This is a genomic window from Microcystis sp. M20BS1 (assembly GCF_020245305.1).
GTDB lineage: Bacteria > Cyanobacteriota > Cyanobacteriia > Cyanobacteriales > Microcystaceae > Microcystis > Microcystis ichthyoblabe_A.
This window is the reverse complement of sequence record NZ_JADBUZ010000072.1, coordinates 49,076-64,527: the sequence shown is the minus strand read 5'-3', so window position 1 is coordinate 64,527 and position 15,452 is coordinate 49,076. Positions and strand designations below refer to the sequence as shown.

Genomic DNA, 15,452 nt, shown 5'->3' with positions numbered 1-15,452 from the left:
TTATAATTAAATTAAAAATGGATTTTAGGTTCGATCCCCCCTGCCCCCCTTGATAAGGGGGGTGCCGATAGGCGGGGGGATCCCCCCTGCCCCCCTTGATAAGGGGGGTGCCGATAGGCGGGGGGATCCCCCCTGCCCCCCCTTGATAAGGGGGGTGTCTGACAACTTTTAACGCCTACCTACTTAACTGCTGTAAAGGAGTCAATTGTGATTAGATAGTAGATGCTCCCTTCTTAGGCTGTCCCTATTTTGGGTCATTCTACTGCATCGAGTTGGCTCTCTCGGACATGGGGTCAAAAATATTCACAATATTAGATTATGGGCGCAAGCGTTGCGTCCCTACATTGCACACGGTGCGATTGAGAGAGCCAAGAAGAATCGATTTTATCTGATCTAAGTCCCCGTTAAACCTCAATCTATCTTTCAGATTATTCGGAATTTACTCTAATTATTTTTACTGTCTATGCCCTGTCATTTATCCCTGAATCAACTAGCTCAATTATTGTCCTTACAAGATAAGACTGACATAAGTTTTAGTCCCGATAGTTTAGTATCTGGCATTAATACTGATAGCCGTAGTATTGAGTCAGGACAAGCATTTTTAGCCTTAAAAGGTGATAATTTTAATGGTCATGATTTTATCGATATGGCTATCAAAAGAGGAGCGGCGACATTGATTGTCGATCAGCCAGTTTCGGTCAATTCCTCTAAAAATATTCCTGTATTCCTAGTCCAGAATACCCTAGAAACTTATCAGCAATTAGCCCATTGGTGGCGGAATCAATTTACTATACCCGTGATTGCTATTACGGGATCGGTGGGGAAAACCACCACTAAAGAATTAATCGCCTCCGTATTAGCAACCCGGGGAAAGGTACACAAAACCCTGGCTAATTATAACAATGAGATCGGAGTGCCGAAAACTCTCCTCGAACTGGATGAAACTCACGATAGTGCCGTAATCGAGATGGGAATGCGGGGACGAGGAGAAATTGCCCTGCTCGCTCAAATCGCCCAACCGACCATCGCAGTGATTACTAATGTGGGAACCGCTCACATCGGTCGTTTAGGGTCGGAATCGGCGATTGCAGAGGCTAAATGCGAGTTATTGTCCGAGTCTCCTTCTGGTAGTATAGCTGTTCTTAACTACGATCACCCTTTACTTACGGAAACAGCTAAACGGGTATGGCAGGGGGAAAAAATTACCTATGGCTTCTCTGGCGGCGATATAGTCGGGGAATTACTGGATTTAACTACTTTACGAGTCAATGGACTAGATTTTAACTTACCTTTATCTGGTCGTCATCAAGCTTTAAATTTTATGGCAGCCTTGGCTGTAGCGAAAATTTTAGGCATCGATTGGACTTCTTTGCAACAGGGAATTAAAGTTAATTTACCCAGTGGTCGGGCCAAACGTTACCAATTAGAGCCAGATATCCTACTCCTCGATGAAACCTATAACGCCGGTCTAGAATCAATGTTAGCGGCCTTGGATTTACTGAAAGCTACCCCCGGTCAGCGTCATCTTGCTGTTTTAGGCACGATGAAGGAGTTAGGGTCTTTTTCGGAGCAATTACATCGCCAAGTCGGTGAGAGGGTGCAAAAACTAGGCATAGATCGCTTGTTTGTCTTGGTGGATGACCCAGAAGCTAAGTTTATTGCTGAGTCCGCTACTGGGGTCGATTGCGAATGTTTTCAAACTCACGCAGATTTAATTAATCGTTTAAAGGAAGTGATTGATTCAGGCGATCGCATTTTATGCAAAGCTTCCCATTCCGTCGGTTTAAATCGGGTGGTGGAGGAGTTAATCAGTGATATTGGGAGTTAGGGAAGAGATGTTAGAGAATAGAGCTTTTTTTAGCAAGAATAGCCGATTAAAAACTTTTTTTTCGGTGATTCTAGCCCTAGTTTTCTTTTTTTCGGCCGTGCAAGTCTCTTTTGCTCAACAATCGAGACGACTGGAGACTTATCTCCCGGATCTCAGTGGTTTAGCTTGGGTAGAAGCGGATATTTTTCTAGGGGTTCACGATGCCAAAAATAAGGGCAAAAAAAGTGATCCATCTCAAGCAAGACTCAGTCTTTTACAGCTACCTACGCAGGAAAAACCGCTATTATGGCAGGTTTTAAGGGTAGATTGGCCAAATCCAGAGGGATTGAGTAACGATCTCGAAAGTATTACTCATATTCCTCAAACTAACTTATTTTTGTTGGCTGAAAGTGGCGAGAAAAAACCTTTTCAAAGACTGTTTTTAGCAGCATACAGCCAGCAAAAAGTCAAGATAGTTGAGCAAATAAATTGGCCGATCGCGGTGGACAATGTAGAGGCGATCGCTGTTAGTCGCCAAGGCGATCGTTATCTATTTATCTACGCAGAACGGGCCGATAGTCAAGAGAGTACAAAGATTCGCTGGACGGATATCTCGTTCAATCCCTTAAAATTCGGGGAATTTCAGTCGGTAACTTTTCGGAGTCCTTTTGGTAGCGGTAAAAATATTCGCCCCATCTCCGATTTAGCCGTAGATAAGCAAGGTAATATCTACATAGCTTCTGCTTACGATCCAGATAGTGCGGGGGTGTTTAGAAGTGCTGTTTACCGTATCGGTCAAGTTACAGCCGATAATAGCCTAATTCTTGCCCCTAATCCCCAAAAAATTGCAGAAATCGACGGCTCGAAAGTGGAAGCGGTGACTACCAGAGAATCTCCTAGAGGTGAAGTAGAAGTCTTTATCGGTACGGATGACGAGAATTATGGCGGTTTTCTGCGACCTTTGCTCTTAGATAATTAGGGTTTGCTGTACTGAATTTAAACTGCCTATGAGAATTTTTAGTACAAATGCTCGAACTTTCTCTCCTTGCTCCCTTCTCTCCCATAATTACTCGCAGCTAGAAATCCGCTAGACCGCAGCATAATTTGTGCTTTTTGTCAAAAAAACTTTTTTTTTGCAATAAAACTACACAAAAAAAAGATCATCGTTATGGGTGAAATTGACTCATTTACCTGTCTTAATTAGGATCACCTTCTAGGTGTGGCAAGGGTTTCAACCGTTGCTGCCCAAAAAAGCACAGAAAAACCCATTATGAAATTCAGTAAAATCGCTGTAACCAGCATAACATCGTTGTTAAATAAAAATCTTTCTCAATTAATTTTTAAGAATTTGTAAATATTGCGGAATGTTAATTTAAATATTCTCAAGTTTGTGGAGTTAATCAATAATTTTTGCTTATCTTTGTCCAACATTGGGTTAGGAGACAGTTATCAGTTATCAGATGTGAGTTTTTAGTTTATTGTTTACTGAAAAAGCTCCCCACACCCCACACCCTACACCCCTCTCCCTTCTCCCTGCTCCCCAATCCCCATTTTCCGTCTAAACTTTTGTATAGGGATGGTCTGGGAAAGCATGGATAACTCTTAGACTAATTAATTCGGGACTCACATCACAATATAGACTATGGCTTACTATTGGTTTAAAGCATTTCACCTGATTGGGGTAGTTGTTTGGTTTGCGGGACTATTTTATTTAGTACGTTTGTTTGTCTATCATGCAGAGGCAGCAACACAAACGGAACCCGCACAAGCTATTCTGAAAGCACAATACGAGATCATGGAGAAGCGACTCTACAATATCATTACCACACCGGGGATGATTGTCACCGTGGCCATGGCGATCGGTTTAATCTCCACAGAACCAGAAATTTTAAAATCGGGATGGTTACATATTAAATTATCCTTTGTGGCTCTTTTACTGCTCTATCATTTCTACTGTGGTCGCATCATGAAAAAGCTAGAAAAAGGGGAATGTAATTGGACGGGACAGCAATTTCGGGCCTTAAATGAAGCACCAACCCTGTTATTGGTAGTTATTGTCCTTTTGGCTGTATTTAAGAATCAATTACCCCTCGATTTGACCACTTGGTTAATTGTAGCTTTAGTGGTATTAATGGCAGTGACAATCCAACTTTATGCTAAAAAACGTCGCCAAGATCAAGAAAAACTTCGGCAAAATACTCCCCAAAAAGAAGAAGTAGCGACCAGGTAAATTATCCTAATCATTCCTTAGGTTTTTAGGATAAAAGTTAAAAGTGGTTTGATAGCTGTGGGATGGACTAAAAAGACCATCCCAATTGTATAGGGAGCAACCTTTAGTTTTTAGGTTTTTGACTTTTTGCTATTTTTAAACTTATACCAAAACTATTTATAATACTGTGATGAACTGCCAAGCTATGGATTGTTTCTCCCACTTCCCATCATCCTATACCTTTTAAACAGGATTTAGTATTATAAACCTCTTGCGAACAGGAAACGCTATAAATAAAAACAATCTCCTGACGACCGACTACTAACCCTAACAACAATTTTTGATTTTTACAAGAGGTCCTATGAATAGTTGCTGGATAGATTGGGAAAAAATAACTAGGGATTTTCTCGGTTCCCGCAAAATCAAGCAAGTTGCTGAATTGCGAGGATTCTATCGAGTCAATCCTTCTGGTATTCCTAGAATTCCTCCCAATTTAGAGTTGAGAGACTACCAAAATACAGCGATTATCAGTTGGTTTCGTAATCGGGGACGAGGAACTTTAAAAATGGCCACCGGCAGCGGTAAAACCATTACTGCTTTAGCTATTGCCATGGAACTTTACGAAGCGATAGAACTGCAGGTATTATTAGTAATTTGTCCCTATCGTCACCTAGTCAATCAATGGCAACGAGAAGCGGAAAAATTTAATCTTAAACCGATTTTAGCCTACGAAAGTGTCCACACATGGCAAAGTCAACTATCCACAGAATTATATAATGTGCAAGCGGGTAATCAAAAATTTGTCACTATTTTAACTACTAACTCAACTTTTATTAGCGAGGGGTTTCAATCACAAATCAAATTTTTTCCCGATAAAACTTTAATCGTTGGTGATGAAGCCCATAATTTAGGTTCCCCCCGATTAGAAGAATTATTACCCCGTTCTTTAGGTCTAAGATTGGCTTTATCTGCCACTCCTGAAAGATATTTTGATGAGGAAGGAACCGACGCTATTCTTGATTATTTTGGGCAAATTCTACAACCAGAATTTACCATAGCTGATGCTATTAGCAAAGGTGCTTTAGTTAATTATTTTTATCATCCAGTCTTGGTTGAATTAACCGATAATGAGGCTTTATTATACGCAAAATTGACCCAGAAAATTGGCTGGACTTTGCAGAAAAATAGTAATTTAAATGGCAATGAAAATTTAACAGCATTGCTAATGCAAAGATCGCGATTAATTGGTTCAGCGAGTAATAAATTACAGGCTTTACAACAATTGATGCAAGAGCGTTTAGATACGGATCATACTTTATTTTATTGTGGGGATGGTTATGTAGAAAATTATACGGCTAATTATCGTCGTCAGGTAGAGGCAGTTACTCATTTATTAGGCAATCAATTAGGTTATCGAGTTGCTACCTACACCGCAGAAACTTCCCTAGAAGAACGAGAAAAAATTCGCCAACAATTTGAGGAGGGTTATCTGCAAGGATTAGTGGCAATTAGATGTTTAGATGAGGGAGTAGATCTACCATCAATTCAAAACGCAGTCATTCTGGCTAGTAGTGGTAATCCTCGACAATTTATTCAGCGTCGCGGGCGAATATTGCGCCCCCATCCCGATAAAAAACAGGCCACTTTATTTGATATGATTGTTATGCCACCCACCTTAGATCGAGAAACCTGGGAAGTAGAAAGGAATTTATTACGCAAGGAATTAAAACGCTTTCTAGAGTTTGCTCAATTAGCTATTAATGCTCAAGAAGCTGAGACTAAATTAGGGGAGATTCAAGATAGATATTGTCTTTTATCTAATTAAAACTTGAAAAGTTAAATCTTGGCAGCTTTTATGCTAAAATAGAAGTTAGTCAAAAATTGATCGCCGAGAAAAATTAACCCAACCGAATAGCGATCGATAAAGTTGTATAATTTTCTTTCCTCTCCTTCTAAACTTCTATGCCTCCCCGTCAACAACCCCGTCGCATTGCTCGAGAACTTGCCCTTTTGAGTTTAAGTCAGATTAAAGGTAATCCTGAAAACCTGGAACAGCAAACTTTAAACGATTTAATTTTAGTCGCAGTTAGAACCTTAACCCTAGAAATTCAAGAAACCTTAGAAACTGCCGCTGCCGAAATTAGTCGTGGTAATGAACGGATTCTCGCTAGTGATACTAAGGCAACAAATCTAAAAAGCGCCCAAACTATGGTAAAAGAGGCAATTTCTCTTACCCACAATGCCATTAATCGTTTAGGAACCGTGATAGATTTTCCCGAAATTGTCCAGTTATCTAGTCAGTACGAAGTGCGGGAATATGCCCTAGAATTAATCGGTACAGTCTATCGTCGTCGTGCGGAAATCGAACAGGAATTAACCAGCGCTTTAGTGGATTGGCAACTGCATCGTTTACCGAGAATCGATCGAGATATCCTGCAAATTGCCGTGGCAGAAATGCTCTATCTCGATATACCTCAAAAAGTAGCAATTAATGAGGCGATCGAATTAGCCAAACGTTATTCTGATGATGAAGGTTATCGTTTTATTAATGGCGTTCTCCGACGGGTAACGAATAAGCTAAACGAAGCAGAAAAAGCCCTATCTACCCAGAGTTAAACTGGGAGAAAATTAATACTACAATCACCACATTTTATAGGGAAATTTCTGTAAATTGCTATTGTAGTATCGCTCATCTCCCGTGACTTCTTCCCCGATCCAATCGGGAATAGTAATGACTTGCTCCTCTTGTTCTAACTCAATTTCAGCCATAATCAAACCTTGATTATCTCCCAAAAATTCATCAACTTCCCAAGTTAAATTATCCAGAGAAATGCGATGACGAATCTTTTCAATTAAAGGTTTTTTACAGAGGTTTTCTAACATGAGCGCCGCATCTTCTAGGGGAATTACATACTCGAATTCCTGACGACTAATGCCCTCAGTCTTGCCTTTAATGGTTAAATAACCCCGCTCTCCAACCACACGAACCCGCACAGTTGTCAATCCATCTTGGGTAGGAATATATCCCTGACGATACAACTTGCCAGGAGCAAGCGATCGCCAGTCATCCCCTTTAACCAGAAATTTCCGTTCAATTTCAACAGACATAAGTTTTTGATTAAGCCGTAGTCACGGCAGCACCCTGGGTTCCTAGTTGAATTAACTCGATCTTGTAGCCATTAGGATCTTCCACGAAAGCAATCACCGTAGAACCGTGTTTCATCGGGCCTGGTTCCCGGGTGACATTGCCACCAAGAGATTGAATTTTCTCACAGGTGCTATAGATATCATCCACGCCTAGGGCAATATGACCGTAAGCATTGCCGACTTCGTAGCGATCAACTCCCCAATTATAGGTCAGTTCGATGACAGCATGATTAGCCTCATCGCCATAACCGACGAAAGCGAGGGTAAATTGACCATTGGGATAGTCTTTCCGGCGCAATAACTTCATTCCTAGCACATCGCAGTAAAATTGTAGAGATTCCTGCAAGTTATTGACCCGGAGCATGGTGTGTAAGAGACGCATGATTATTTAGATGACATCGATCGAAAAATTACCTATCCTTGATTGTAACCAGTCCTTGGGCCCTCTTATCTCCTTGAGGGTCAACAATTATACTAATACAAATGTACGGAATTAGCTGTAAAACCACTTACTCCCATAATAGCTGTGAACAAAATCAGCTCTCTGGCCATACTTCAATTACTATCTATGGAATTTTTTTAGGCTATGATGTGGTTAGTGGTGAAGTTAGTTAGGTCAAGAAATTTTTGATCGGGAGTTTTCTAGGGAAATTTTGAAGGCAGTAGGTGGTAGTAAGTTTTCAGTGGTTTCTGAAAACACCTTTTGAGTTGATTGACCGATAGTTGAATAAAACCTCTGTGACTGCAATAAATACCAAATATTTAGGGGGGTACAGAACAGAGAAATTGGCACGGGTTAAAACTATGCGTTTTTATTTAGGGTACATCAATCACCTAGGCCGTTTACCAAAAAAATCCGCTCGGTTGGTTCGACAAGCTCACCAACCAGTTCGACAAGCTCACCAACTGGTTCGACAAGCAGGTTTTACAATTACAGAGGTTTTACTAGCAAGTTCGATGATGCTGATTGCCATCTCGGTGGCGGGAATTGGCGTAACTAACCTGCTCAGAAGTAACTATCGAGCTAATGCTGGTACTGAAATCCAAAATAATCTTAATCGTACTCTAGAGTTTGTTTCAGATGAAGTGAGACGGGCAAAAACTATCGCTGATTCTGAAGCCACGGCAGCGGCGATCGAGAGCGTGCCTGAAGAAGCGCGAACAGAAGAAGCGCGAGCAGTTCTTGCTTTCCAAATTCCTAACCCCAACGATCTCAGTCAGCCGCTCCCCAACCAGATCGTTTACTATACCCAAAACAGTCGGACTCAAGATAGCTTGACCGGTCTAGTCTTGTGGCGCTATGGTCCAAACTTGGACGAAGATGGCAACTATGATATTAATTCTTGGATACCTTCCCCCGTCACCGATAGGTTAGCAGCGGCTGCTAATAACCCCAATTGTCCTACGGGTTTTACCCGAATCCCCGCAGATACTGTGGACGGTTTTTATGCCTGTATTCGCGCGGGTGGTAATCAAGTGATTTTGAATGCCAACGCTGAGGTAAATCTGACTACTGGAGATACCGATAAAGATAAAGTTAAATACTCTGTCAGCACCAGAGTTTCCCCCAGAGCTACCAATTAAGTATTTTTCCTCTCAAGTTATTCAAGGCTCCGATCGTTTCTGCTAATGAGGTTAAATAGAGAAGGATGATCCCGGTCTAAAAAATCTAACTTAGGGCTTGCTGAATAAATCTAAAAACCTTGTTGGATAAGACTTTTAGACTTTTTTCCCCTCAAAAAGTGCCAGCCATTGCGGGGATCGGGGGCAAAATTCAGGTACTTTTTCCCTGAAAATTAGGCAACTGACTACCTCAAAATCGGTAAAACCCCACACCCCACACCCCACACCCTGCCCCCAGGAAAAGCTTTTTCAGCAAACCCTAACTTAAACAGCGAATTGCCTCCAATAAACCCCTCGCTTTGTTGAGGGTTTCTTCATACTCTTTCTCCGGCTCAGAATCGGCTACTAACCCCGCTCCCGCTTGCACAGAAACCAGATAATTTTGATTACCCTGGGGACGAACAATCATAGTGCGGATTGTGATGGCACTATTTAACTGTCCCTCGAAATCGTAGTAACCATAAACCCCTGAATAGGGACCACGACGACAGGGTTCTAATTCATGAATAATTTCCATAGCGCGAATTTTCGGGGCCCCACTGACAGTTCCCGCCGGAAAACAAGCTTTTAATAAATCCCAAGCACTTTTATTGGTTGCTAAATCCCCCACCACATTACTAACAATGTGCATAACGTGGGAATAACGTTCAATTATCATTAATTCATCCACTTTGACCGTACCTCGATCGCACACCCGACCTAGATCATTTCTCCCCAAATCCACTAACATAATATGCTCGGCAATTTCTTTGGGATCTTGCAATAAATCTATTGCTAAAGCTTGATCTTCACCGAAGTTTTGTCCCCGGCGACGGGTTCCAGCAATTGGTCTGACCGTAGCTCTTATTTTACCTAATTCGTCCCGTTCTGCCTTAACCATCACTTCAGGACTAGAGCCAATAATTTGCCAATCCTTAAAGTTATAAAAAGCCATGTAGGGAGAAGGATTAATCAGACGCAAGGAACGATATAAATCGAAGGGATGACCATGATAATTGGCATTTAAACGCTGGGAAATAACCACCTGAAAAATATCCCCCGCTTTGATATAATCCTTGGCTTTTAGGACATTTTGACAGAATTTTTCCTGAGTTGTATTGCTTTCATAAACTAATTCTTTTCCCTGGCCAACTGGTAATAATTCTAGGGTTTTGGCATTAGTTGGTAGGGGTAATCGTAACTTCAGAACTAACTGTGTCACTCGATCGCAAGCCGCTTGATAAGCGGCTGCTAAATCGGGATTATTACCCCGGATATCGGCATAAGCTATCGCCCAGATTTTCCGTTTAACTTGATCGAAAATAATCAGATTATCCACCTGCATCCAAATACCATCCGGTAGATCCGCATCCGTAGCGGGATAAATAGGCACTCGCGGTTCAATCCAATTAATTAATTCATAACCCCAAAAACCAAATAACCCCCCTATTCCGGCGGGTAATTGCGGCAATTTAACCGGCACAATCGGGGCTAAACATTGGGTTAAAATCTCGAAAGGATCCCCCGAAAAAATCTCTTGAGAACCATTGCGAAAAGTTTGGGTGGTGGTGTTTCCCCGCGCTTCCAATACCCAGACGGGATCGCCGCCTAAAAAGCTGTAGCGTCCCAAGGTTTCGCCCCCTTCCACCGACTCTAATAAAAAATTGTAGGCTTGATCGGCACAAACTTTATACCAGGCCGAAACGGGTGTTTCTAGGTCAGCGACCCATTCTTGATAGACAGGAATAAAGTTACCTTGGCCAGCCAGTTCACGAAAGCGATCGAAGTCGGGGAAGATCATATTTTGATGGTTCAGGAAACGGATAGCACAACACTTGTAGCCGATTGCGATCAGAGAAATCGAGAGTCGGAAGTCAAATCTTGGGGCTAAATAGCTTCTAAATCTAACTCCCCACTCTCGATTTTAGGGTTTATTTATGCTTCGTAGGGAGTTACACCAGAGAACTTAATTGTCGCTGGTTCGGGGTTTTTGCCGATATTGCGGTCTTTTTTGCCGAAAAATTCACGACCAGCGTTAACTTTTTCGGGGAAGACACCATCAGCAGGGTGGAGATACTGCACTTCACCACTGGGATAAATCCGATAGATTTTGTAATCTTCGATTTTGGGCTTAAATTTCGTCCGGAATTGGGTACCAAGAGCGAGCGCGTGTTCTTTGCGGGCCAAATAGAGGAGATTTTCGCCTTCGTTCATGATAGCGGCGCCACCGGTGGGCATTTCAAAGACTTGTTCTTTGCTGCTTGTCCAGGTGATGGCGTACTTTTCTTCCAGATCGGCTTTGGCGAGTAAACCGCCCGTGCTGCCACCGAACTTGGGAGCTTTTCCAGAAAGTTCTGTCATAGGATGTTGTTCTCTCTACACAAATAAAGAAAAGGGGTTTTAGGGAATCCTATCACTGACACCCCCCCTCTCTAGTAGTCTTGTCAAGAACTGTAACATTATTTTGTACTAGACTATAGAACTAGGATTTACCGACAAAGTTTTTCGTGGAGGCAGGGTGTGGGGTGTGGGGTGTGGGGTGTGGGGAGAATAAATAAAATAATCTCCTGTCTCCTGTCTCCTGTCTCCTAACCCCACCAACAAACTTTTTGCCGCAAACCCTAAATAGAACTAAGCTGCTGGCCGATCGCCAACTGGTCTAGGAATCGACCACCACTTTAATCGATCGCCCGTCGGGAAATTTGCCAACTTAAAAAAATTACTGGAATTAATCCCACTAGGACAATGGCCAGGGCCGGGGCTGCTGCTTCCACCAAACGTTCATCACTGGCGTATTGATAAACGCGCACCGCTAGGGTATCAAAATTAAAAGGTCTTAGGACCAAAGTAGCCGGTAATTCCTTCATCACATCGACAAAAACTAACATGGCTGCCGTCAATAACCCCCCCGACAAAAGAGGAATATGCACTTTAATTAAAGTGGCACCAGTGCCATAGCCAAGGCTGCGGGAAGCATCATCTAAACTAGGTTTAATTTTACTTAAACTCGATTCTAATGTGGAAAAAGCTACGGCTAAAAACCGGACAATATAGGCAAAAATTAGACAGAAAATCGTGCCGCTCAGAATTAAATTGATATTTAATCCTTGATTGAAAAAGTTATCTAATTTACCGAGAGGAATTAAAACCCCCACGGCGATAACAATGCCGGGGATAGCATAACCAGCGGCCGCAATCCGCACAGAACCCTTAAGAGTTTTATTCGGATTAAGTCTTTCTCCGTAGGCGAGAATTAAAGCTAAAAGTACCGCAATAATTGCGCTTAAACTAGCCAGAAAAAAACTGTTTCCCGAGAGACTAAAAAAGTCATTATTAAAAGTTTCTTGGGCATGATTAAAGGCTAGATAAGCTAGATAAAAAGCAGGGGCAATAAACCCCATAAATACCAGCACAAAACAGGATAACATTGCCAAAAAACTGCGAACAAATCCTAGTTCGTACTTAGTCGGTGACTGGAAACGATTGGTCATTTCATAGTAACGAGCTTGACGACGGGAGGATTGTTCAAGGAAAACTAAAACGAGGATAAATACCATTAAAACTGTTGATAACTGTCCCGCCGCTATGCGATCACCCATACCGAACCAAGTATTATAAATTCCCGTAGTAAAAGCATTAATACCGAAATACTGCACCGTACCAAAATCGTTTAGAGTTTCCATTAAAGCTAGGGCTAATCCTGCCATAATTGCCGGTCTTGTTAGGGGTAAAGCGACGGTAAAAAAACTGCGCCAAGGATTACATCCCAGGGAGCGACTTGCCTCCACTGTGCAGACAGATTGTTCTAAAAAACCGACCCTTGCTAACAGATAAACGTAGGGATAAAGCACCAGTATTAACATCAGAATCCCCCCCCAAAGAGAACGGATATTAGGAAACCAATAATCTTCGACACTATTCCAAGCGAAAACACTTCTTAAGAACGTCTGCACCGGACCAAAATAGTCCATCATATTGGTATAAGTATAGGCCAAGAGATAGGCAGGAGCGGCAAGGGGTAGTAATAATAACCATTGAAATTGTTGACGACCGGGAAATTGACACATCGTTATTAACCAAGCGGTGCCAACACCGATGATTAAAACGCCGCTGCCCACCCCGCACATTAACCAAAAAGAATTAACTAGATAATCCCAGAGAACAGTTTCGATCAGATGTTGCCAGACTTGACTGGAATTAGTTAATAAACTACTGGCCACCGATAAAATTGGCAGGGAAACAAGCAGGGCAATTAGTAAAACTGCAATTGTCCATCCCTGTCTAAAAAAAGAGCGAGATTCTTTCAGCAAAAACATTTTTAATAAGATTGTTAAAGCAATTTTTAGAGAACTAGGAGATGCTCTAAAGCAGTCCTAGGTCAATGGCTCCTAAAAGTTAGGATTTCTCTAACAGATTGCGGTAGTCAAACACGCGAATGAGCGTCCCTTTTTTCGGTAAATCGGCGGCACGAATCCGTAATTTATTGTCCCCGATTAAACGGATATTTTTATCCTTGACTAACTTGAGAAACTCATCTACAGACACCAATTCACAGGCATTTTTATCGGCGGCACTGGTGAAGTATTGCGTCGGGACAGCTATTCGCGGTTGTAAAACTTCGATCGCCTGTTTTGCCTCTTGGGGATTATAATTTTTTGGACCACCTCCCACGGGAATAAAAGCTAAATCCGGCGAACCCAGCAGAATTCTTTGTTCTAATTCAATTGGGGCCGCTGCCCCCCCTAAATGGACAATACTAATCCCCGCTTGGGTCCAACGCCAGGCCACATTCATGCCGAAACGTTGCCCTCCCATGCGATCATGGGCGATACTAATACCCTGGAATTTTAATTTACCCAGATCGTAGGCCCCCGGCTCAAACAAAATTTTCGGATTACCGGGTAAACCCTCGGCAGCCCCTTCATCCCACAGTTGACTACTAATTAAAACGATATCTGCTTCTACTTTTGGCAAAGGAAAACCCGCCGTACAACCAATGGCCCGGAAGGGATTAACTAGGACTCTTTGTCCTCCTCCGGTGAATAAAAAGCAACTATGACCCAACCATTGAACTAAGAGGGAATCATCGGGTTTTTGAGCGGGAGTGGGGTTAGTGGGTTTGGGTTTAGTTTCCGCTAAAACAGAGCTTACTGCCACGGTTAAGAAACTTGTCCCCGCCGATAAGATAAAATCTCGCCTTTTCATAAATATAGATGCAGAATTAATCAAGTTAAGGTTAATTTCAGGGGTTGGCGATTAGTAAACACTAGAGGGATCGGAGAAAGTTTCTTAAAAGTTCCTTGCCGGCAGTGGTTAAAATACTTTCGGGATGGAATTGTACCCCTTGAATCTGGGGGTAATCCCGATGACGGACTCCCATGACCGTGCCATCTTCCACCCAGGCCGTGATCTCTAAATTATCCGGCATGGTGGAGCGATCGATCACTAAACTATGGTAACGGGTGGCAGTAAAAGGATTTTCTAAGCCTTGAAATACCCCTTCACTGTTGTGATAGATTGGGGAAGTTTTGCCGTGCATCAAGACCGGGGCCCGGACCACATCCCCCCCGAATACCTGACCGATACTTTGATGACCCAGACAGACCCCCAAAATCGGCAAATGGGGGCCAAATTTGGCGATTAATTCCAGAGATATGCCCGCATCGACCGGACGACCAGGACCGGGGGAAATGACAATCCCATCCGGCCGCATTTGTTCGATCGTGGCCAGATCGATTTTATCATTACGATAGACCTCGATCGGCAAGGCGATCGGGAACTCGGAGGCTAATTCTCCCAAATACTGGACTAAATTGTAGGTAAAACTATCATAGTTATCGATGACGATTATCAAGAGTCTCTCTCCTTTCTCTAGCCTCGCTCAGTATTTTCATTCTACACCCCTGCTGTCTTGATCGAGATAGCCGGAGTGTAGGGGGTAGGCTATTTTTGTGCCGTCAGCCAGAATCTGCCCGGAATTGCTAATTAGGGTTTGCGGCAAAAAGTTTTTTGTGGGGACAGGGTGTGGGGTGTGGGGTGTGGGGTTTTGAGGGGGTCAATTACCTAATTTTCAGGGAAAAAGTCTAGGGATTTTCCCCCCGATCACTCCCAGATCTGGTACTTTTTGATTGATAAAAAGTCTAAAATTATTACCCAACAAGGTTTTTAGATTTATTCAGCAAACCCTAATTACAGCCTAAACTATCCCTGGTGGCCACTCCTGTGACTGGATTAATGCCATCGGCCCGTTCACACATTAACTTGACCTGATAGTTATCAATGACCGCGTTAGTGAAATCGGCCCCAGTAATAATTGTGTCATAAAAACGGCTGCGAGTAGCGATCGCATCGGTAAAAATAGTGTTAGTTAAATCGGCAAAATCGAGGGTAACTCTATCTACCAAAGAGGCGGTTAAATCGGCCCCTTTTAAGTTAGCTTTTAAGAGGACAGCCTCGGTGAGAATGCTATAGGATAAATCGGACCCTTCTAGGTTAACTCCCCGCATTGCGGCAGCTGCGAAAACCCCTCCGCGCAAATCCTGATGGGAAAAATCCCGATCTTGCAGCTGGGCAAAACTATAGTTAATCGTTTTATCTTGGGCCAAGGCCACCGGACGGGCCGCGAAAAGTAGCCAAAGAATCGCCAGCAAAATAATTAAAACCAGACTGAAAAAATTTTTCAACATT

General features: G+C 42.6%; 15 protein-coding genes. 7 read left to right on the top strand and 8 right to left on the bottom strand.

All coding sequences use genetic code 11. From position 1 onward, the window contains the following. Nucleotides 1-463 precede the first annotated feature (463 nt). From IM507_RS07490 to nusB, 5 genes are all read left to right on the top strand, one after another. Complete coding sequence (locus IM507_RS07490; protein WP_287636840.1) at nt 464-1,828, top strand: UDP-N-acetylmuramoyl-tripeptide--D-alanyl-D-alanine ligase; 1,365 nt, start codon at nt 464-466, stop codon at nt 1,826-1,828. Between the two features lie 7 nt (nt 1,829-1,835). Continuing rightward, nucleotides 1,836-2,786, top strand: a complete 951-nt coding sequence (locus IM507_RS07485; protein WP_069474758.1) for an SdiA-regulated/phytase-like domain-containing protein — start codon at nt 1,836-1,838, stop codon at nt 2,784-2,786. A 663-nt stretch (nt 2,787-3,449) separates the two neighbouring features. Further along, nucleotides 3,450-4,037, top strand: coding sequence for a protoporphyrinogen oxidase HemJ (gene hemJ / locus IM507_RS07480; protein WP_002739167.1), 588 nt, complete (start codon nt 3,450-3,452; stop codon nt 4,035-4,037). A gap of 340 nt (nt 4,038-4,377) precedes the next feature. Continuing rightward, nucleotides 4,378-5,841: a DNA phosphorothioation system restriction enzyme gene (locus tag IM507_RS07475; protein WP_287636839.1), complete on the top strand. Its 1,464-nt coding sequence runs from the start codon at nt 4,378-4,380 to the stop codon at nt 5,839-5,841. Between the two features lie 137 nt (nt 5,842-5,978). After that, on the top strand, nt 5,979-6,632 hold the full coding sequence (gene nusB, locus IM507_RS07470) for a transcription antitermination factor NusB (RefSeq protein ID WP_002756142.1): 654 nt from the start codon (nt 5,979-5,981) through the stop codon (nt 6,630-6,632). A gap of 24 nt (nt 6,633-6,656) precedes the next feature. Here nusB and IM507_RS07465 read toward each other — a convergent pair whose 3' ends face one another. Both IM507_RS07465 and gloA read right to left on the bottom strand, forming a co-directional pair. Then, entirely contained in the window at nt 6,657-7,124 is a 468-nt protein-coding gene (locus tag IM507_RS07465) for a CYTH domain-containing protein (protein ID WP_123231254.1), read from the bottom strand. 10 nt (nt 7,125-7,134) lie between these two features. Then, nucleotides 7,135-7,545 (bottom strand): lactoylglutathione lyase, encoded by a 411-nt coding sequence (gloA, locus tag IM507_RS07460; protein WP_016516529.1) that lies wholly within the window; start codon nt 7,543-7,545, stop codon nt 7,135-7,137. Between the two features lie 101 nt (nt 7,546-7,646). Between gloA and IM507_RS07455 the strand changes: the two genes are divergently transcribed. Continuing rightward, a complete protein-coding gene (locus IM507_RS07455) occupies nt 7,647-7,778 on the top strand; it encodes a hypothetical protein (protein ID WP_256094043.1) in 132 nt (43 codons plus the stop codon). A gap of 189 nt (nt 7,779-7,967) precedes the next feature. After that, nucleotides 7,968-8,747, top strand: coding sequence for a PulJ/GspJ family protein (locus tag IM507_RS07450; RefSeq protein WP_002739236.1), 780 nt, complete (start codon nt 7,968-7,970; stop codon nt 8,745-8,747). Between the two features lie 298 nt (nt 8,748-9,045). On the opposite strand, the gene trpE is transcribed toward IM507_RS07450, so the two are convergent. The 6 genes from trpE to IM507_RS07420 form a co-directional block, all read right to left on the bottom strand. After that, the gene (gene trpE / locus IM507_RS07445) at nt 9,046-10,566 is read right to left on the bottom strand and encodes an anthranilate synthase component I (protein WP_002738459.1); all 1,521 of its coding nucleotides are present in this window, start codon (nt 10,564-10,566) and stop codon (nt 9,046-9,048) included. 134 nt (nt 10,567-10,700) lie between these two features. Then, nucleotides 10,701-11,126, bottom strand: coding sequence for a photosystem I reaction center subunit II PsaD (gene psaD, locus IM507_RS07440; RefSeq protein WP_002740397.1), 426 nt, complete (start codon nt 11,124-11,126; stop codon nt 10,701-10,703). A 317-nt stretch (nt 11,127-11,443) separates the two neighbouring features. After that, entirely contained in the window at nt 11,444-13,081 is a 1,638-nt protein-coding gene (locus IM507_RS07435; protein ID WP_287636837.1) for an ABC transporter permease, read from the bottom strand. A gap of 79 nt (nt 13,082-13,160) precedes the next feature. Next, nucleotides 13,161-13,970: an MBL fold metallo-hydrolase gene (locus IM507_RS07430; RefSeq protein WP_002739400.1), complete on the bottom strand. Its 810-nt coding sequence runs from the start codon at nt 13,968-13,970 to the stop codon at nt 13,161-13,163. Nucleotides 13,971-14,031: 61 nt separating this feature from the next. Beyond that, nucleotides 14,032-14,619, bottom strand: a complete 588-nt coding sequence (locus tag IM507_RS07425) for an anthranilate synthase component II (protein WP_002739409.1) — start codon at nt 14,617-14,619, stop codon at nt 14,032-14,034. Between the two features lie 331 nt (nt 14,620-14,950). Beyond that, nucleotides 14,951-15,451 carry a pentapeptide repeat-containing protein gene (locus IM507_RS07420; RefSeq protein ID WP_002739277.1) on the bottom strand — a complete coding sequence of 167 codons (501 nt, stop codon included), beginning with the start codon at nt 15,449-15,451 and terminating at the stop codon, nt 14,951-14,953. Nucleotide 15,452 lies beyond the last annotated feature (1 nt).